The 18204-nt window shown below is 64.6% G+C and carries 14 protein-coding genes; 6 read left to right on the top strand and 8 right to left on the bottom strand.

Features of this window, described 5'->3' with window-relative positions; genetic code table 11:
- Positions 1-30 precede the first annotated feature (30 nt).
- Together ACOGI8_RS08920 and ACOGI8_RS08915 are read left to right on the top strand one after the other, a co-directional pair.
- Complete coding sequence (locus tag ACOGI8_RS08920) at positions 31-177, top strand: hypothetical protein (protein WP_419853449.1); 147 nt, start codon at positions 31-33, stop codon at positions 175-177.
- Positions 174-920 carry a hypothetical protein gene (locus tag ACOGI8_RS08915; RefSeq protein ID WP_419853448.1) on the top strand — a complete coding sequence of 249 codons (747 nt, stop codon included), beginning with the start codon at positions 174-176 and terminating at the stop codon, positions 918-920. Before ACOGI8_RS08920 ends, ACOGI8_RS08915 begins: the two co-directional genes overlap by 4 nt.
- Before the next feature lie 206 nt (positions 921-1126).
- On the opposite strand, the gene ACOGI8_RS08910 is transcribed toward ACOGI8_RS08915, so the two are convergent.
- From ACOGI8_RS08910 to ACOGI8_RS08895, 4 genes are all read right to left on the bottom strand, one after another.
- A complete protein-coding gene (locus tag ACOGI8_RS08910) occupies positions 1127-2059 on the bottom strand; it encodes a hypothetical protein (RefSeq protein ID WP_419853447.1) in 933 nt (310 codons plus the stop codon).
- Positions 2060-2120: 61 nt separating this feature from the next.
- A complete protein-coding gene (locus ACOGI8_RS08905) occupies positions 2121-6134 on the bottom strand; it encodes a helicase-related protein (RefSeq protein ID WP_419856388.1) in 4014 nt (1337 codons plus the stop codon).
- 41 nt (positions 6135-6175) lie between these two features.
- A complete protein-coding gene (locus ACOGI8_RS08900; RefSeq protein ID WP_419853446.1) occupies positions 6176-7213 on the bottom strand; it encodes a DEAD/DEAH box helicase family protein in 1038 nt (345 codons plus the stop codon).
- A 164-nt stretch (positions 7214-7377) separates the two neighbouring features.
- Positions 7378-8169 carry a hypothetical protein gene (locus ACOGI8_RS08895; RefSeq protein WP_419853445.1) on the bottom strand — a complete coding sequence of 264 codons (792 nt, stop codon included), beginning with the start codon at positions 8167-8169 and terminating at the stop codon, positions 7378-7380.
- A gap of 316 nt (positions 8170-8485) precedes the next feature.
- Between ACOGI8_RS08895 and ACOGI8_RS08890 the strand changes: the two genes are divergently transcribed.
- From ACOGI8_RS08890 to ACOGI8_RS08880, 3 genes are all read left to right on the top strand, one after another.
- The gene (locus ACOGI8_RS08890) at positions 8486-8827 is read left to right on the top strand and encodes a hypothetical protein (protein WP_419853444.1); all 342 of its coding nucleotides are present in this window, start codon (positions 8486-8488) and stop codon (positions 8825-8827) included.
- 397 nt (positions 8828-9224) lie between these two features.
- A complete protein-coding gene (locus tag ACOGI8_RS08885) occupies positions 9225-9515 on the top strand; it encodes a helix-turn-helix transcriptional regulator (RefSeq protein WP_419853443.1) in 291 nt (96 codons plus the stop codon).
- On the top strand, positions 9508-10809 hold the full coding sequence (locus ACOGI8_RS08880) for a HipA domain-containing protein (RefSeq protein WP_419853442.1): 1302 nt from the start codon (positions 9508-9510) through the stop codon (positions 10807-10809). The genes ACOGI8_RS08885 and ACOGI8_RS08880 overlap by 8 nt, the downstream gene beginning before the upstream one ends.
- Before the next feature lie 72 nt (positions 10810-10881).
- Here ACOGI8_RS08880 and ACOGI8_RS08875 read toward each other — a convergent pair whose 3' ends face one another.
- Together ACOGI8_RS08875 and ACOGI8_RS08870 are read right to left on the bottom strand one after the other, a co-directional pair.
- Positions 10882-12918: a DNA gyrase/topoisomerase IV subunit B gene (locus ACOGI8_RS08875; RefSeq protein WP_419853441.1), complete on the bottom strand. Its 2037-nt coding sequence runs from the start codon at positions 12916-12918 to the stop codon at positions 10882-10884.
- A gap of 47 nt (positions 12919-12965) precedes the next feature.
- The gene (locus ACOGI8_RS08870) at positions 12966-15413 is read right to left on the bottom strand and encodes a DNA gyrase/topoisomerase IV subunit A (protein WP_419853440.1); all 2448 of its coding nucleotides are present in this window, start codon (positions 15411-15413) and stop codon (positions 12966-12968) included.
- A 299-nt stretch (positions 15414-15712) separates the two neighbouring features.
- Between ACOGI8_RS08870 and ACOGI8_RS08865 the strand changes: the two genes are divergently transcribed.
- Entirely contained in the window at positions 15713-17308 is a 1596-nt protein-coding gene (locus ACOGI8_RS08865; RefSeq protein ID WP_419853439.1) for a hypothetical protein, read from the top strand.
- Here ACOGI8_RS08865 and ACOGI8_RS08860 read toward each other — a convergent pair.
- Entirely contained in the window at positions 17261-17668 is a 408-nt protein-coding gene (locus tag ACOGI8_RS08860; RefSeq protein WP_419853438.1) for an NUDIX hydrolase, read from the bottom strand. The two genes, ACOGI8_RS08865 and ACOGI8_RS08860, sit on opposite strands and share 48 nt — an antisense overlap.
- Positions 17665-18177, bottom strand: coding sequence for an N-acetyltransferase family protein (locus ACOGI8_RS08855; protein ID WP_419853437.1), 513 nt, complete (start codon positions 18175-18177; stop codon positions 17665-17667). The genes ACOGI8_RS08860 and ACOGI8_RS08855 overlap by 4 nt, the downstream gene beginning before the upstream one ends.
- Positions 18178-18204: the final 27 nt, after the last annotated feature.

Below are 18204 nucleotides of genomic sequence, written 5' to 3'. Positions count from 1 at the left end.
CGAAACCCAGGGAACACCAACAGACTCTCGATGCAGATTGAGGGCCGACGCGTCGTGACTGCTCTTGGCGATTTCGAGCTGACGATTGGGTCTCCCGAGACCGTGATCTCGGACTGCGGCATCTCGGCGGTTGACGTGTACACAGTGGACGAGCTCGGTTTGGGGGTCCGGTTGTGAGCGATCAGACAGCACCGACGGCGTCCGACTTTGCGGCATTGCCCCCGAAGCGCGTGCGGCACATGTTGACCAAACATCGCAAACAATCGCACAGCCTGATCGGCGAGTACGTGGACGTCTACGGCTGCCTGCTGTTCCGCATCGCGGCCTTGGTGGAGTTACAGCAAAACCCCGGCAAAGAGCGTGTCGATGCGGTTCAAGAGATGGTCAACAGCAAGCCTGACGACTTCCGCAAGGCGTTCCGCCACGCGTGCCGGCACCCAGCGAACAACGCAGGTGAAACGGTGGACGTTGATGCGATCATCAAGATGTTGCGCCACTTCAGCGACTTGCGCAACGCTCTGGCGCACTTGCAAGCCGAGCGTGGGATGGATTGGCTGCCAGAAGTGTCGCCCGATCCGTTCTGGCGGTGCAGGATCGCCAAGTCAGACAAGGAGTGGTTCGTCACCAATGCGCTGATCCGTGATTGCAGCCGCCAGATGCGCGGGATGGGCAAGCCGCTAGCGATGGTGGCTCGCGCATTGGGACTTGAGGCAGATGAGGCGCTGGACAACACGCGGCCGATGACCGAGAAGGAAACCAAGGCCACGAGTCGCGTGGTGGGCGTGGTTCACGGGACATTCATGTGCGTCGCGGACGACATCGAGCCAACGTTTGGGATGGACGGTCTGGTGTACGAGGATCTAGCTGCAGAACTGCAGGCGTTGGCCAAGAAGTTCTTGGATGAGGGACAGACGGGGTGACCGTGGTGCTAGGCAGTCAGCGACTGCCACCGCGCCTATGAGCCGTGCCTGCCGAACCTGCGCGGCGGAGCGCTCAACTGCGGCGGCCTCCCTGCTGCCCAGCAATCCGTTCGCATCAAGCAAATCGGCGTCGACCCGCACAAGCTCGACGGTGACGGAGGCAGCGTGGGCTGTACTAGCTGATCCGCCTCGGCACGATCTGCGACTTACGGCTGGCCCAGCAGTTCTTGCAGGTGCTGGATGTATCCCATGATGTCCTCTCGCGGCCAGGGCAGACGTGCCACATCCCCTAGATGGTCCATCATCAGGCTGTGTGTGATGTGTTCGGACGTTGCGACAGGGTCGGCGGCGGGTTCCCAACCTGCCCATCCACATATGCGGAGGTGCAGCCATCGCCAACACCGCAGTGACGCCTGAATCTTGAGAGCTGCGGAGTAAGTGGACGCCACCGGCGATAAGCCCCCGAGAGCATGTTCGACCGTGAGGGGATCGGAGTGCACGCTGTCGCTGCCGAGCGCGTAGAAGAGGCCTCCAGCTCTCGCGCTGTCCTGCCCGTCGCTCTCCGCTAACTCCTGCATAAGGTGGGTGTAGGAAGGCTTTCCCACATATTCCAATCCCATCTGCTCGCACCACTCGTCCATCTCGCTGACATTCGTGCGCAGCTGGCCGAGAGCCTGTCGGTTGGGGGATGTCTCGAATAGGTCAACCTGCAGTTGCCCCTGCTTCACCCTCCGATGCAACGCATGACGTTGGAGACCACTGCACCGCGCAAGGCGATCACGCCATCCGATCCCGGGATCCGCCAGCCAGAACGCCGTCGCAGACGCTTCACATGAGATCCGTCCGAGCGCAGCGATGGACAGCAGGGGCGGTTCCGCTCTTGACCGGTCGAGCATGATCACAGACGCGCGCAGATGCTCCAAAGCGGCTCGTGCATGGGCATCGAGCATCGCTCGAATTGAGAGCATCGATGTCGGCGAGCCGTCATCGACGCCGTTTGCGACCATGTCGCATTCTTCCTCGTGCGCTACCGTCCCCGACTCGAACGGACGCACGAACAACTGCCCCAAGCCCGAATCAGCCACCACGGCGTGCGCCAACTGCGCCAACTGAGACACGGCTTGATCGTTGTAAGGCACGCTGCAACGGTATGCGAAGGCGGATCGGGAACCTTCGCGTCAAGGCGGTGGGTGATTCAGGTCAGGCTTTCCATTGCCCGTATGCAACGCCTCTGACTCGAGGCTCGCGTGAAAGTAACTCGCCCATCTGCGTGACGTCGTCGCTGGCCCAGCCCAAGGTGTTGCACACGGCAGCGTCCCAGCGGCGGCGCACATCTGTGTAACCGTCGCTGTTCGGCGGGACTGTTTCGCTGCGGGTTTCCTCCCAGCATTCGGCCAGGGATGTTGATATTCCGTCATCTGTGATGTCAGGTACAGGTAGACGGTTTACGGCTTCCACCTTGTAGCTGGGATAGTGGAGGAACTGTCCTCCCATTCGCATCAGCAGCAGCCGTCCGACTGTGGAGTTGATGAACACGGCCAGTGCCTTCGCCTGCTGTCGGGTTGCTCCTGTGACCGGCATCCAACCTCGGCCGACGAGAGCCTCTGCAGTGGCAAGTGCTGTCAAGCGTGCAGATGACATGTATTGCCCGAGAGTGACGAACAAGTGCCCTGACTTGGACAGGATCGGAGGGGTACCGTCGCCTTGCCAAACCCAGTGTTGGTCGGCGCTGCCCGATATCGACTGCTGGACATCTACGCTCTTGCTGTCGAGTATTGGGAACGCTCCAGGAGCCCCGACAGTCGAGCATGCGTAGCCGTTGCTCAACTGTCGGCCTGTCGAGTGCCCCGACAGGCCCATGCCGGCAAGCTGATATAGCGAGTCGTAGCTAGTAATCCGTGCAGCTGTGTCCGCGAGCACCGGAGATCGCCACATCGCTGCGGTCCAGTCGCCCGCGACGATCCGGTGAGCCGGCCATGACGACACCTCGCCCCAGCCGTCAGGCAGAGTCCTTGGCCCGCCTTCGTTCAGACCAGCAAACATCTGGTCGACCTCGGTCTCGTCGGCGGGCAGCCGGTCGAGAGCAACAACACGCGTCGGCGGATCAGGTAGCCCATTTCGACGGCGCAAAACAACGATGCTCTCGCTGATCTCGCTGTGTTGGCTCAGTCCGACGTCGCGGGCTTGGTGGCAGGTGAGGATGGTGTGCACATGGAATCGTCTCGCAAGTTCGAGACGCTTAGGCAGCGACGAAATTGCTGTGAGTGCTGTCGTTGGGATCACAAGTGCGAAAACGCCATCGTCGCGGTTCAAGCACAGGTCACCTAGGGCTGTGAAACGCGGCTCCAGATAGTTGGGGTCCATGATCTCAGCTAGCGGGCGGTCGGCGTCCGCCAGGAACCCGTCCAGGGTGTCCATTCTGCGTCGGAGTGCCTTCTGCGTTTCCTTGTCGAACTTCTCGCCCATCTTCTTGCGGTTCGTGAATGGCGGGTTCATGATCATGATGCGGGCGTCGCGAGCGGCAGATGCGGCGTCATCCATCTCGGGGCCTTCAAGCGTGCCGCCGGGCCGCCCGGCGCCAGTCTTGACAGATGTTGAGGTAGCGGTGTCGTCGAAGAGACGGCCCGCGTTCACGATGTCCTGACGGCCGAACAGTTCCGGCGTCCCGGCTGCCACGGTTCCGTCCGGCTGCGGACCGTACGGCATCAAATGCAAACCCATCCTGCGGTACTTGATATCGATGTTGCCGGACATGAGTTGCGTGGCGGCGAGCTGGAGCGACACGGGGTTGATGTCGAGCCCTTTCAGCGTTTCCTCGACGGCAATCTTCTGCAGCTCCGCGAGCCGAGCGCTGTCCGCGCCGTGGCCGGCGGCGCGGCGTTTCATCTCGGTCATCACAGCGGTGAGCAGCGTGCCCGACCCGCATGCCAGATCGACGGTCTTGTGTCGCCGCCACACGTCAGGATCGGACCAGTCGAGCGAGCTGTCGGGGTCAACGGCATCGAGTGTGAATCGCGCTGTTATGTCTGCTGCGACCGGGCGAGTGAAGAATGCCCCGTCGGACGACTGGTCACCCATCACCTTGTTGAACAGCGCCCCGGCGTGGTCGGTGCCCATGTCGGCATACGTCTCAGCAATCAGCTCGGCCTCAGCGGCGAGATGCCGCAAGGCACGGCGCAGCCCGCCGAGACGGCCGGAGCGTCTGGCTGCGGTGAGCGCTCGGGTGGCCGGCTCGATGACGGGCAGGAAGTCCTGCCGAGCGATGGCACCCCACGAGTCACGGAACAGCTCTTCGGGCTCGGCTGACGCCTTGATGTCCGAGAGCGAATCGAGGTCGGTGCGGCTGAGCCAGCCGCCTGCGTAGATGCGCTGCTGCAGCATGGCGGCATTCATCCACAGCAGCGCCGCGATTGTCGCTCCGTCTGCACGGGGTTTGCCCTGCTTCGGCGGAGCGAGGTTGCCTTGCTCAAAGTGATCGTCGAGTGCTGCTGCGAGGCCTGCTTCGTCGTGGATATGCCGTGACGCTTCACCAACAGCGTCGGCAAGCAGATTCAGATCGCGCTGCACCTTGTTGCCTGTCAGGCCGGACTTTTCCAGCAGGTTCATGGCTATGACGCCACCCATCTGCTCGGACAGGTCCACCAGCACTCCTTGGATGTGAGCTTCGAACTCGGCACTTCTCTGGGCGTCCCGTTCTCGACGTTTCCGTTCTCGCTCAGCTGGGTCGGGCAGCGGTCGGCCGCGTTCGCCGTTCGCGACCTGGCCAGCGCGCCGTTTGGTTTGCCGCTCGTTGACGTCGCCGCTTTCCTGGCTGGCTCTCGGCTTATGGCGGACCACCGTGTCTTCGCGTGTCTCGGTGCTGCCGTCTGGGCGCTCGACATGAACGATCATCCCGGTCGGCTGATCTTTGAGTTCCGACCAGAGGGTCTCGTCGAACTTCTCGGTGTTGCCGAAGTCCAGCAGCGGACGGTCCTGCTTCACGGCAGCGCGGGCGACATCCTCTGCGTCGTCTCGGCTGCCTGTCACCACCGCGTACTCGAGGTTCTTCTGGTCAGGCCTTCCCACCGCGATAACGGTCTTCAACTCGAGCAGCGGCGGCCCAGCAGCAGGTAGCTGGACCGTCAATATGTCGGGCAAAGCGTCCTCGATGCGTTGATCGTGGGCGCGTAAGGCTTGAAGAATGTCGCCGAGTTCCCGCCAACCCTCGTGCTTGTCGCTGACTGCGAGATGCCGTTCGGCGTCCACTCCTGGAGGAATCACGACAGGCACGACGATGTAGCCGAGGCTCTTGCCTTGAGCGCGGCGCATTGCCCGTCCGACTGCTTGCACTACGTCGATCGGCGATTTGCGTGGCTCGAGGAAAGCGACAGCGGACAGCGACGGCGAGTCAGTGCCTTCACCGAAGATGCCGACATTCAGGATGCCGTGCGGCGCGTCGGCGTCTGCGATGGCGAGCCGGCGTTTTGCTTCGTCCCGTTTGGCGACGGACGAGGAGGCATCGAGGTGCTCGAGCTCGTAGTCCGACGCGGTGCTTCCTGTCTGCACAGCGATCCAATCCTTGACTGCCTTGGACTGCAGCACGGCGGTCATCGTCTTGCTTCGAGCGATGGTGTTCAGGAACCCGATGCACGACTTGAGCGGGACGCTGCTGCCGTCGTGAGTGAGTGCCCCGCCGCCCATCGCGAGAGCGAATGCCATGCCTTTGAGGTAGTCGCCTGTCGTGGGCAGTCTCTCGCCGCGTTTGGAGCGAGAACGGCGCTCTTTGCCTTGCTCGGCTGTGTCCGCGTCCTGCGCCGCTTTCTCGTCGGCTTCTCGTACCAGCAGGTTGGCGAGGTCTATAGCGGTCTGGTCGCCCACGCCCATCGCGATGATCCGATAGTCCGATAACCAGCCGTTGCGGACGGCATCTGCGTAAGACCGGCGATACAGCTCGACCCCAAAGACTGCTTGGTCGTCCATCTGTCGGATAACGAAATCGGAGCGGTCGGCACGGCCAGTGGCGTCCGCCAAGGCGTTGTCGCCGTAGATGCGCGGCGTAGCGGTCTGGTAGATGCGATACGTGGCGGGGAACGCTTCGCGGTCGTGGCACAGCGTGAATTCTCGGAGCCTCTCGTCAGCGGCACTGGTGCGCTTGCGGCGGCGCACTCCGGCGGTGCGATGCGCTTCGTCACATATCAGAACCTTGAACGCGTCGGCGGCTTCGGATTTCTTGATGCCTTCAGAGACACGTTGCGCCGACTGGTAGGTGCCGAAGATTACGCTGACCCCCCCCCCCCCCCCTTTTCGAACGCGCCTTCGCGCCGGTGCCGTATCCAGTCGGCGATCTCCTCAGGGTCGGTGCTGACGGGGCATCCCTTGATTTCTTCGGTTGTCACCATGCCGCGGTCGAGGGTCGCGTCGTCGTCGTTAGCGACTTTTTCCTCGTCAGCGGCCACACCCTTGTCGGAACACACTGCCATCGCTCGTATCGGCACATGGGCGTTCTGCAGGAACTCGCGCCGAATCTGTGCCACGAGGGCGATCGACGGGCACAGCACCACCGACAGCTCACCCGGATATGTGAGTTCCTCGATGATCCTTAGAGCGATGCGAGTCTTGCCGGTCCCGCACGGCAGAACGAGCCGCCCGCGAGCTTCCCCGCGAGGGATGCCGTCTTCGTCGGTTTGCTCGTTGGCACGCAAGCGATCTACTGCTTCACGGACCGCTTCACGTTGCATGTGTGAACGAGTCTGAGCTGGAGACTCGCCGTCGCTATGCGGGAGAGGCTCGGAGTCGTCGTCGGTGGCATGTGCGGCCGTCCGCTGCGACTCGACGGCCTGGGCGACGTTCACCACCTTGACCTCGGCACCGGACATCTTGGCTTTCCCTGGGGAATACCCAGCCAGGCGCACCGCACCGTTGACGACCAGCCAGCGTTCGCACCAAATCTCAGCGTTCGCTGCCGCGGACAGAAACTTGTTCAACTCGCCTGACGGCACAGGCTCGCCCTCGCCGAGCTCGTTGAGCTTGCGGGACTTTGCCTGGATCGCGATCCAGCCACCATCGTCACGGCGGCGTGCCACGAGATCTATGCCGACATCGCGCTCCGGTGTGCCGTCGGGCATCACATCAACACGGTCAGGCCACTCTTCCCATCGCCAACAACCGCTCAGATTCCATTCCCGCAGATGCGGCGCCACCCTCTCGGTGAGATCTTCCAGCCACACGCCATCTGTCTGCTGAGGGGCGTTCGCTTCAAGCTCTGCCGCCGCTTCGTCCAGCAGGCCGGTCTGTGGTTCGGCGAATTCGGTCACGGCAGGCAGGTTAGGACGGCGGCACCTGACGGTCTTCTGTCCTCAGTCAGCGGCACGACCGCTTTCCGACACCCGGTGCGCTTGAACGGGCCGCTCAGAAGATTGCATTCCGACCAGATGAAGCTCGCCAGCTCGCCATGTGTCTGCGCGTTCACAACGGCCTCCTAGGCCTGGTCATCTGCGAGGCCACTTCCAGCCCCGAAGCGTCGACCCCAAGGCGGCCTTCTGGCACGTCCCTTGCTGCGCTCCACGAGCGCATCTATCTGTTCAGTGAAGAGCGGCTTTGCAACATCAAGCAAGAACTCTTGTGAGGGATTGGTGCTATCTGGGCTGATTTCACCGACAACTTTCTCGTCGGTCATGTTCTGCGCAAATCGGCCTAATGCTATGAATGCCAATGCTTGGTGCCTGAATATCAGTGCAGCGACCCGGTGTTGTTCCCCCTGATCAGATGCGTACTTGGACATCCAGATGAGAATTGCGACTCCCGCGCCGGCAGGGCTACGGAATGCCCACTCCCATCCCTCAGCGGGCGAGACAACGTTCAGCACCGTTGTGGCTGTCGCGGCTGCGAATGCAGCCCAGCGGTACCTGACCGACCTCTCGTGCCACCGAGCAGCGAGCATGCCCTCGGAGTGCGCGGTGTCGCTATGGGAACCGCCAAGGGCCGTCTCGGTCGATACTCGATGGACCTCTTCCAAGCTCTCGAGGAGCTCCTGTGATCGATTCCGGTCGGCCTCGGATGCTGACAGGGCAGCGTCGATCTCGGAGGCCAGTGAGGAAAGGTCAGAGCGAGTCTCTGTGACCATCGTCTCCAGCGCTTGCTTGGCCTCGAGCCCCATTCCCTTCCTGATATCGCCGGCTTCTCTCTCGACGGATCGAGCAGCTCGATACATGCGTTCTTTGGAGTTGCGCTCGGCTATCCCAAACCTGTCGTCAGGCATCGGTTCCTCCATAGACGAAACCCAATGATCCGTGGGGCTCGGTTCCACAGATCAGCATGCAGATGGCGCGGCATCGGAGGGTGCCGATTGCCAGGTAACGCATCGAAACGACAACCTAACGCTGGGGAATGCGGGGGCGAGGAACCGGGTTGACTTGAGGTACGTGAAACGTCCGGGCATTCTGGCCTTAAGACGGGGGAGGGGGGTGGCCTCAGCACCGAGACCAAAACGGCAGATCCTGACAAGCACCGCCGTCGAAGGCGACCCGCTCAGATGGGAATGCTGGGGACACACATGGCATCTGGGGCTCACTGCGTGAGCTGCCGACATGGCAGATCAAGCCGAAGAGCAGGAGGGCTCCGGAGAACTAGATCTGTGTGATCTGCTCATGAGCTTGGAGCGGCGCATGATCGAATTCATGCTCCACGAGCCGCCGGCCGATTGGCCGCGACGCTTGGACTGGTACGTCCCGATCGCGCATCAGCAGCGCATCCTCCGGTTCTACGAAGGGCTCCATCTACTGCCCTACGTAGTGATCCTCGACGCTTGCGAAATGCTGCGACCATTGGGGTGGGCATTACGCCGTTCCACAGGGATACCGCCGAGCCGACCGAAGGATCCACTGGCGAAGGGCACCCCTGATGCGTACGCGCTACTTGTGCACAGCTGATTCAAGGCGCCGAACTGAACAGCATCAGCATCGGCGGTGTCTTGCTGTTCGACGTGTGCCTCGTCAACTTCGATGAGCCGCCGAAGACTTCGCTGCGAGGTCCATCCCCGTAGGTTCCCGATGATCTGCAGTCCGAAGCCGTCCGGGCATCGCTCTAGGGGACGACTGCGAGCAGGGTCCTTCTGACCGGCATCTGGGCAACTCCGTGTGCGACTTCTGGCCGATTAGGGGGCTGGCACGAATGGGTAGAACGCCTAGTCAGAGAGGTGCGCTTTGGTCGAATCCGGAAGGCGCTTCTCTAAGGTCCCTGCCAGGTTCTCTCGGCAGATTCCGTTCTTGACCCATCTTGATCTGGAGCGTTTTTGACTGATATATTTGTCATTGCTATTCTATGTTCATGAGAGGTGAGCAAGACGTACTGACGCCCGAGGCTCTCGGACTGGCGCTGCGCGACGCCCGGCGCAGCGCGAGCCTGAGCCAAACCGACGCTGCACGGTTAGCCGGCATCACCCGTGCAACGATCAGTTCCGCTGAGAGAGGCCAGGGCGGCCTCACCAGCCGTGCCCTGCTCGAGCTCGCTCGCACCTATAGATGCGCCGTCCGGATAGCGCCCCAGCATCAGGATCCGCTGATCGCTCAAGTCATCGCCGAGTCGGTCGATCACCCTCGGGGGGCCGAGGATGCCTAGCCAAGAGCTTGCAGTGCTGCTGCATGGCGAGCACGTCGCCGATCTGGTGCGCGGCACCGGTCGACTCGGCGCGCGGCTCCGCTATGTGGACACATCGGTGCGTCGAATATCGCTGTCTCTGCCCCCGATACGCCGCCCCTATCCTGCCGAACGAGTCACGCCATGGCTCCAAGGGCTGCTGCCTGACGACGCTCGCGTTCTGCAGCGATGGGGGAGCGAGTTCGACCTGCCGGACTCGACGCCGTTCTCCATACTGTCGTCGCCGGTCGGGCAGGACTGCGCAGGGGCGGTGCAGTTCTGCCGGTACGAAGACATCGACGAACTCAACGATCGTCCCGAAGTTCTCGATCCGCTGAGTACGACCGACGTCGAGTCGGTGATCGCGGCACTGAACAACGACAGCCTGGCATGGCTGGGTGATCCAGCCTCGCTGCAGTTCAGCCTCAGCGGGGGAGAAACGAAGACGGCGTTGAGAGGCATCGGACATCAGTGGTACAAGCCGTCAGGCTCAGCCCCGTCCACTCACATACTCAAGCCGGAAATCAAGGCTCGCCGGTTCGACGACCTTCCCCTGAACGAGCATCTTTGCCAGACAGCGGCGCGCTACCTGGGATTCCCTGCTGCGCGCACCGAAATCGCTCACTTCGGCGGAATCCAGACGGTCATCATCGAACGCTACGACCGAAGGAACACCGGTTCGGGGCTGGTGCGGCTCCATCAGGAGGACGTCTGCCAAACCCTCGGATTACCGCCAAGCAAGAAGTACGAGAAACAGGGAGGACCGACGATCGCAGCCGTGGGTGGTTTGATCCGGATCTACTCGTCGAGCGCCCACGAAGACATCAACAGATATCTCGATGCCCTGATCTTCAACTGGCTGATCGCAGGCTCAGACGCACACGCCAAGAACTACAGCTTCTTCCTGGATGACGACAATGTCCGTCTGACTCCGTTGTACGACTTGGCCAGCGCACTTCTGTACTGCGACGACTACACCGAAATCCAGGACATCAAACTCGCACATAAGATTGGGCGTGGCTACTCGATCAGGCGCGCTGACCGCAGATCTGCATGGGAGAGCCTCGCGGCGGCGCTGAAGCTGTCCGCCGACGCCGTCATAGATAGGGCCGAGGAACTGGCAGACCTCACCTACGGCGCCTTCGAGGCAGCGGTTTCAGCACTCCCGCACGAGCTCCAAGACCGCGCCACCGTCAACACGCTGCTGCGTCACCTCAATCGCAGAACCCGACACTGCCGATCAGTAGGCCAACTCTCCGGACATGCAGCTACTTGACATAATGTCCATTATCGGCGTTCTGGAAACTTCGCAGAGGCAGCCAGCAGCCCCGTAGTGGCTCACGCCGCGTTAGACGTCGAGGGCTTGGCCGTAGTCGCTGCTGTGCTTCACGATGAATTCGCGGCGGGGCTCGACAGCGGCGCCCATCATCACCGAGAACGCTCTTTTGGCCTGTTCCTGGGATGCGCGCGCCTCGCCGAGGGTGATCTTGCGCAGCACTCGTGTCTCGGGGTTGAGCGTGGTCTCGTACAACTCGCCGTCGTCCATTTCGCCCAAGCCCTTGAACCGGGTGAGCCGGTAGCGGCGGCTGGCGGCGTCAAGTTCGGCCACGAGCGCAGCCCGCTCGGCTTCGGAGTACACGAAGCGCTTCTCGGCACCGATCGTGAACGCATGCGTGGGTGGTTGGGCTGCGTACACGCGCCCCGCTTCCAGCAATGGGCGCATGTAGTGGTACATGAGAGTGAGCACCAGGCAGCGAATGTGGCTGCCGTCGACGTCCGCATCGGCCAGCAGCACCACGCGCTCGTAGCGGCAGCCATCGGCGTCGAAATCCGACCCTGAGCCAGCTCCCAGCGCGGTGAACAGCGCCGTCGCTTCTGCGTTGTCGAGCACAGCGCGTAGCGTGCCCTTGCCGGCATTCACTACCTTGCCCCGCAGCGGCAGCACCGCCTGCCAGGCGCTGTCGCGGGCACGCTTCGCCGGTCCGGCCGCGGAGTCGCCCTCCACGATCAGCAGTTCCCCATCGGGATGCAACCGGCAGTCGGCCAGCTTGTCCGGCATGCCGTTGCTGCCCAGCGCGGCTGCCTTGCGCCGCTGGTCGAGCGCTCGCCGCGACTCCACCCGGTTCAGCACGGCATCGGCCAGCTTGTCGACCAGTGCACGCACGTGCACCTTGCGCGAACCGGGTGCGCTGCCATCGAACCAGGCCCGCAAGCCCTCCCGCACCACGTTGGCCACGATCCGCTGCACCTGTGGGGTGCCCAATTCTCGCTTGGTCTGGCCACGGAACTGCGGCTCGGCAAAGGTGGCCCGCACCACCGCGACCAGGCCCTCCTGGGCATCTTCTCGCTGCGCTCGGGCGTCGTCCTTGAGGCGTCGCAGCTTGCGGGGATCGGCCTCGGCGAGCGCCGTGTTCACTGCGCCGGTGAGCGCCCGCTCGAAACCGGCGATGTGCGTGCCGCCCTCGGGGGTCGGGATCGTGTTGACGAAGCCGACGATGCGAGTGTCGTAGGAGCGAGTCCAGCGCATGGCGATCTCGACGTCGCACTGACGTTCGACGTCGCTGAGCTTGCCGTCCACGGGAACCCGCTCGGTGAACGACTCCGAGCCGGTTAGGCGGATCAGCCCGGTCACCGGTTCGTTGTCCCCTGACAGCTTGTCGACGAAGTCGCCCAGACCCCCGCTGGACACAATCTGTTCGACGACGGCTGGGTCTCGGCGGCGATCGGCGATGCTGATCTTGACCTTGGGCACCAAGAAGCAGACCTGTTCGATGCGTTCGCGTACATCTTCGAAGTCCACCGTGGCGGCGGGGTCGAAGATCCCCGTGTCGGGCCAGAACCGCACCCGGGTTCCCGTGCGCCCAGCCGACACCCGGCCGACCCGCTTGAGCTTGTGGCTGGGTCGGAAACGGCCGGCGCTGTCTGTGTGGCCAGCGATGCGGTCTTTGAACTCCAGGCGGTGCGTGGCGCCCTTGCGATTCACATCCACTTCCATGCGGCTGGACAGCGCGTTCACCACCGAGGCGCCCACGCCGTGCAGCCCGCCGGAGGCTCCGTAGGCCCCGTTGCCGAACTTGCCGCCGGCGTGCAGCTCGGTGAACACCACCTCGACGGCGGTGATGTTGTCGTGCTTGACGTCGATCGGGATGCCGCGGCCACGGTCGATGACCTCGTAGGAACCGTCGTCATGCAGCGTGATCTCGATCAGCTTGCCGTGGCCTGCAGCGGCCTCGTCGACGGCGTTGTCGATCATCTCCCACAGCAGGTGTGTCAACCCGCCCGAGCCGGTGCCGCCGATGTACATGCCGGGACGTTTGCGGACGGCTTCGAGTCCTTCGAGCACCTCGATGGCACTCGCGTCGTAGTCGGGCATCTTTTCGGACATCTTCGGTGTGCGGGCCCTGCTGGTGGTCGGTGGAGACGATGGTGCCATCAGAACCGGTACTCCCCCAGCGTCAGAATGCGCTCGGCGATGCGCTGGGCCGGCCCGTTGCGCCGGGTCGGTTCGAGCTCGGGCCTGTGCGGTGCCGGGTCTGGTGACCCGATGTCGTCATGAGGTGCCACGATCGCGGCGACCTGCCGATTGAGGCCCACCCACCCGTAGGCGACCTGCGTCTCGAAGCCAGCCAGCTTCACGGTCGGCGAACCGGCGGTCCCGCGCCCTCGCGAGGGAATGTCGGAGAGCTCGGTGACTTTCACCGATCCTTCATCGGTTACCAGCACCACCAGGGCGCCGAACGAAACCGCTCCAGCCGCCACGACAGCGCTGCCAGGTCGCAGCTTGATGCCGGTGACGCCTGCGGCGCCATGGCCTCGCACGGTGAGCGCATCTGCCCCGAAACGCAGCACATGGCCCGTCGTGGACACCAGCGCTACCTCCGAACCGCCTGGAGCGTCGAAGGCGGCAACTACCCGATCGCCGTCGCCGAGCGAGATCACGGCATTCCCGCTGCGCACCGTCGCAAGCGACCCAGCATCGAGACGCTTCGCAACGCCCGCTCGCGTCACCAGAGCGATGGGGGCGCCAGCGTGGCCGAAGAGGGCCACCGGCTGCTCGCCGCGCGCCAGCGAGAACATCTCCCGCACCGGTGCACCACGACTCCCCCGCAGCATTTCGGGCACCGAGCGCACTTCGGTTCGCAGCACCCGGCCCCGATCGGTCACCAGGTGCACCACATCGAAGTCCGAAGCGGTTGCCGTCGCCAGGAGTACGTCGTGGCGGCCTGGCTTGGCACTCAGTGGATCCTCTTCGTGGCGGCGGCCCAGCAGGCCTGAGGTGGACAGCGTCACGAGGCTGGTTCGCTCGTCACCGGCAATGTCGCTCTTCAGATCGAGGGCTCCTTCCGCGCCCCCCTCCCCCACCGCTGGCGCAGTGCTCACCATCTCATCGCGATCGATCGGTTCAGTGCGGCGCGGCACCGCGAACTGCTCCACCAATTCGTCTAGCTCACGCTCGACGATCGTTCTGCGCCGGGCATCCGATGCCAAGATCTTGCGGTAGCCATCAATGGCCTCGCGGACTTCGGCGAGCTCATCGCGCAGGCGCTGCGTCTCGAGGGCAGTCAACCGCCGCAGTTGCATGTCCAAGATGTGGTTGGCCTGAATCTCGGTGAGGTTCAGGCGCGTCATGAGCTCAGCCCGTGCGGCCGCCACGTCGGCTGCTCCCCGGATAATCGCGATGACCTCATCGATGTTGTCGAGCGCAACCAGCAGGCCCGCCAGGATGTGCTCCCGCTCAGTCGCCCGGTCCAGCCGGTACTGGGTGCGCCGGACGATCACCTCGAGCCGGTGGGCGATGTAGTGCTCGCACAATGCCAGCAGCCCGAGCTGGCGGGGCACCCCGTCCACCAAGGCCACGTTGTTGATGCCGAACGTGTCCTCGAGCGGCGTCAGGTTCCACAGGCGCTCCCGCACGGCGTGGGCATTCACGCCCGGCTTGCACTCGATCACCAGCCGCAGCCCGTGGTTGCGATCTGACAGATCGTTCACAGCGGCCACGCCCTCGAGCCGCCCGTTTGCCACGAGTTCACGGACTTTGGCTTGCACCCGCTCGGGGCCAACCATGTAGGGCAGCTCAGTCACCACGATGCCGTCGCGGCGGGCGGTCAACGGCTCAATGTGGGCCTTGGCGCGGATGCGAACAGTGCCGCGGCCGGTCTCGTAGGCCTCGGCGAGCGCATCGTCGACGATGACGACCCCACCGGAAGGGAAGTCGGGCCCGAGCACGTGGGCCATGAGCTCGGCAATGGTGGGCTTGGGACGCCGCTGGCGCAGCACTAGCCGCAGGGCTGCGCAGATCTCAGACAGATTGTGCGGCGCCATATTGGTGGCCATGCCCACCGCTATGCCGCTCGCTCCGTTGACCAGCAGGTTCGGCAGCAGCGCCGGCAGGCACGCCGGCTCGGTCCGTTCGCCGTCGAAGTTCGGCACGAGGTCCACGGTGTCCTCGTCGATGCCGGTCACCATGGTCATGGCCGCGGGGCTCAGCCGAGCCTCGGTGTACCGGTAAGCAGCAGGCGGGTCGTCAAGGCTGCCGAAGTTGCCCTTCGGCTCCACCAGCGGCACCGACATGGCGAAGTCCTGGCCCATGCGCACCATCGCCTCATAGATCGCGCTGTCACCGTGAGGGTGGTATTTGCCCATCACCTCGCCCACGACCCCAGCCGATTTGCGGAACGGCGTGCCCGGTCGCAGACCCAGGTCGTCCATCACGTAGAGGATCCGGCGCTGCACCGGCTTGAGACCGTCACGGACATCGGGAATCGCCCGGGCCGTCGTGACCGAGAGCGCGTACGGCATGAACGAGTCACGCATCTCGTCGGCGACATCGACTTCGTGGATCTCGCGTGCGATCGTCGTCGGTGCGGTCGGTCCGGCCATCGTCGGAGGCCCTTTCAGGGACTGGTGGTGTTGCAGAACATGAGCGGGCGTGCGCGCCGCGAAGGCCGGATTGCGCCGTTCGGCAGGCGCACTCCGGCGGTTGCTGTCGAGAGTACGGCGCTGGCAGCGCCACGCCGAGTCATTTGCCGGGCAGGCCTGTACCGAGCGAGGCAGCTTCGACGGGAATCGGCAGCCGGATTCACCGCCGGGCCTGCGTCGACCACCAGATCCGGACGGCTGTCCAATGCGGTTGCCCTCGCGCCAAGCACTACCCTGCCGCGAGTGTTGGAGAAGGCGCCGTGAGCCGTCGCCTCGAAGTCGAGTTGACCAGCCGGCGTGACGACGGCTCGTGGACGTGGCGCGCTGCGGGCGCTAAGCAGCCCAAAGGCGTGCTCGATGGCGAACTGCTGCCGAAGGGCGCTGCTGCGGGCGATGTTCTGCGGGTCGACGCCGACTTCGAAGTCGACGGCATCTTCGTCACCGAGGTGCTCCCGCCCAAGTCCCGCAGCGGCAAGCCCCCCGCGGAGCGCATCGAGCTGATCGGCCCGCCGGATCGAGGTGCGGGAACGACCACGGCCAGGGTGAGTCGCGGTCGTGACGGCCGCAGGGGCAGCGGCGGCGGCGAGCGAGGACGCCGCCGAAGCGGCGAACGAGACTCGCGAGGCTCCCAGCGCAAGCGCCAAGGAGAACGCCGGGGCCGCGACGGCGCCGCAGGCTCGAGCGGGGACAAGCCCCAGCAGCGCAAGCGACGCGAGGGCGACGGTCGTCGCAGGCGTGACGGCGACGGCAAGCGGCAGGCGCGAGATGCCGAGGCCCAGAAGAAGCCCGATACCCCCGAACGCCCCCCGCGCCCCAAAGCGCGCAAGCTCCGCCCGGGTCGCAAGCACCGTGATGCCCTCGTCGCCTCGCTGCCGGCCGAACAGCAGGTGGTGGCGGAACAGGTGGTGCGCGGCGGCCTGGCTGCGGTGCGAGCCGAGATCACCGAACAGAATCGCAAGGCGGCTGCCGACGGTGCGCCCGAAGTGCCGGCCGAGGGTGTGCTGCAGCTCGCGGAATCACTAATCGGGCCAGTGCAGATCGCCGAGTGGCGCGACCGAGCCGACGCTGCCATCGCCGGCATCGAACGGGTCGATCTGCGCGACCTTCGCTCCGTGCTGGTGGCTGCCGAGGACTTCGCTCGTGACGCAGAGGCCCGGGAACTGGCCGACAAGATCCGGGAAGGGCTCAACGAACGCGTCGAGCGCAGCCAGCATGAATGGCACGACGAGCTGCGGACCACGCTGACAGAAGGGCGCGTTGTGCGAGCGCTGCGCCTCAGCTCCCGCCCTCCCAAAGCCGGGGCACCGCTTCCCCCCGAGATCGCTCAGGAACTGACGTCACAGGCCAATGCCGCGCTGGGCACCGGAGCTTCCCAGCACCGGATCGCCGTCGTGCTCGAAGCGGTGGCCTACTCGCCGGTGCGGCCCTACGTGGTGCTGCCTGCCATTCCGGCCGAGCCGACCCCCGAGCTGCTCGAAGCGGTGCGCAAGGTGGCATCTCGCTTGCCCGAGGTGGCAACGGCCCTGGGTATCGACCCAACCGAGGCAAGCCAGCGCAAACAGCCGCGGCGCGGCCGCGGGCGCCGACCGAAATCCGAAGCGGCTGATTCGGCCAAACAGATCGAGCCGACAGAGCAGCCCGAGGAATCCGAATCCGCCGTCGACGCTGAAGTGCCTGCGACGGAAGCCGCCAGCGAGAGCGAGACCGAAGCGCCAGCCGAAGCCATCGCCGATGGAGAGTCAGCCGACGATGCCAGCGCCGCAGTCGAGCCGCAGCAAGCAGGTGGGAGCGACGCGGCCGACGGCGACTCAGTCGCCGAAGACGTGGCGGTCGAGGAAGTCACGCATCCCGCGTGAGAGCGGGAGCGCACCCGCCCTGATCTCGTCGAATTCCACGAAGCGGGCGTCGGCAGCGTCGTCGCCGGCGACCGGCGTCGCATCAGCAGGACACTCCACGGCGTAGTCCAGGATCACGAAGTGCAACTGCTCGCTGATGTGCTCGGTGACGCCTACCAGTTCGCCGCACCGCACCACGAGCCCGGTCTCCTCGGCCAGCTCGCGCTCAACAGCGTCGCTCAGACGCTCCCCGGGCTCCACACGCCCCCCTGGGAACGCCCACAGTCCTTCCGCCGGCGGGCGGCCACGACGCACCAGCAGCACGGAGCTGCCGCGTACCGCAACGCCACCGACACAAACTTCAGGAACCGGCTCGCTCACGGCGAGGGGGGAGTCGGCTCGCTTGGAGACTCAGCGTCAGGCGCCAGCTTGCGGTGCAGCACCAGCAAACGTGCAGTGAATCCGAACGTCTCGAAGAAGTTCTTCGTGGCACGGTTGCCCGGCAGCGCCAGCGAATCGATGCCCACGCAGCCCCGCTCAGTGCACCACTGCAGCACCTCGCCAATGAGCGCTTCCCCGACGCTGACCTCGCGGGCGCCGGGAGCGACATACAGGTCGGCCACGCGCCCCAGCATCTCTCCGGTCTGCAACGGCTCGACGGCGGCAACTGCGTAGCCAACCGGCGTGCCGTCGATCTCTCCGATCCACACGGCGCTGTCAGGGTGCTCGAGGGCCTCGGCGAGGCTCTCCTCGAACGGCCTCGTTCGCACCTCCCGGCGCGACCAGACCCAGCCGCCCCGCGCATCCACCTGCTCAGCCACGGCGTCTGCCGCCATCTGCGCGAGCACTCCCACGTGCTCACGGTCGGCAGGGCGGGCCACTACGTCCATGCGGAGCATTCCATCAGGCGAGATCCC

The organism is Candidatus Poriferisodalis sp. (assembly GCF_965204195.1).
Lineage (GTDB): Bacteria > Actinomycetota > Acidimicrobiia > Acidimicrobiales > Poriferisodalaceae > Poriferisodalis.
Note: the sequence above shows the minus strand (reverse complement) of the source record. Positions and strands in the feature narration are given on the sequence as shown.

Excerpts from the sequence above, each read along its gene's own strand:
- ACOGI8_RS08920 (WP_419853449.1), top strand. The coding sequence starts at position 31 with ATGCAGATTGAGGGCCGACGCGTCGTGACTGCTCTTGGCGATTTCGAG.
- ACOGI8_RS08885 (WP_419853443.1), top strand. The coding sequence starts at position 9,225 with ATGAGAGGTGAGCAAGACGTACTGACGCCCGAGGCTCTCGGACTGGCG.
- ACOGI8_RS08870 (WP_419853440.1), bottom strand. The coding sequence starts at position 15,413 with ATGGCCGGACCGACCGCACCGACGACGATCGCACGCGAGATCCACGAA.
- ACOGI8_RS08890 (WP_419853444.1), top strand. The coding sequence starts at position 8,486 with ATGGCAGATCAAGCCGAAGAGCAGGAGGGCTCCGGAGAACTAGATCTG.
- ACOGI8_RS08895 (WP_419853445.1), bottom strand. The coding sequence starts at position 8,169 with ATGGAGGAACCGATGCCTGACGACAGGTTTGGGATAGCCGAGCGCAAC.
- ACOGI8_RS08875 (WP_419853441.1), bottom strand. The coding sequence starts at position 12,918 with ATGTCCGAAAAGATGCCCGACTACGACGCGAGTGCCATCGAGGTGCTC.
- ACOGI8_RS08855 (WP_419853437.1), bottom strand. The coding sequence starts at position 18,177 with ATGGACGTAGTGGCCCGCCCTGCCGACCGTGAGCACGTGGGAGTGCTC.
- ACOGI8_RS08880 (WP_419853442.1), top strand. The coding sequence starts at position 9,508 with ATGCCTAGCCAAGAGCTTGCAGTGCTGCTGCATGGCGAGCACGTCGCC.